Origin of the sequence: Vibrio genomosp. F10 str. 9ZD137 (genome assembly GCF_049974785.1) — a bacterium.
In the GTDB taxonomy this organism is placed as follows: Bacteria; Pseudomonadota; Gammaproteobacteria; order Enterobacterales; family Vibrionaceae; genus Vibrio.
On the sequence record NZ_JBNGCJ010000048.1, the window covers coordinates 1 to 645 of the forward strand.

2 pseudogenes are annotated in these 645 nt (G+C 43.4%); one reads left to right on the top strand and one right to left on the bottom strand.

Annotated features, from left to right (window positions below):
- Positions 1–366, bottom strand: a pseudogene (locus tag ACP45E_RS00590) (alpha/beta hydrolase); the annotation flags it as partial.
- Positions 367–424: 58 nt separating this feature from the next.
- Between ACP45E_RS00590 and ACP45E_RS00595 the strand changes: the two are divergent.
- Positions 425–645 (top strand): annotated as a pseudogene (locus ACP45E_RS00595) (LysE family translocator); the annotation flags it as partial.

Below are 645 nucleotides of genomic sequence, written 5' to 3' on the forward strand. Positions count from 1 at the left end.
ACCGCTCTTCCGATCTGAAAAACCAGCAAGAATAATGCGATCAGATTTGATCCCACGCTCAATCTCACGGTCAATCAATGCTTGCACCGCGCTTGCAGACGCATTTAATTGTGGTAAATCGACCTTACGCTCAACGCTCATATCTAAAATGTCGTACCAAGCAGGCATGACCATTCCGCCATTGATGGTGACGGGAATCGAAGGTGAATGAGGAAATATAAATCGAATCGCGCACGCTTTAGGAAGAGCTAACTCTCTTACGATAGGTTCAAAATCATGGCCATCGGCCCCTAATCCGTGCAACCAAATAACAGAAGCATTTGCTGTGGTCTTTGGTTCAACTTCCGCTGTCAATAAAGTCGTCATTGTTGCTCTCTTTGCCGTTGATATAGGAAAATGGCTTTAGTCTACCGCTAATCGGTTATTGCGCCCACATCTGTTTGCCTCATCGACTCATTATGCTTCATCAACTCATATTGATATTGGCTTTAGTCAGGCATTGCTTTATGTTAACGACACATTTAATAATAAAAATATAACGATTATGAATACCGCTTTGCTGGGAATGTTCATTCCAACCTTTTTCTTTGTCTCGATCACTCCAGGCATGTGTATGACGCTCGCACTCAGATCGGAAGAGCGGTT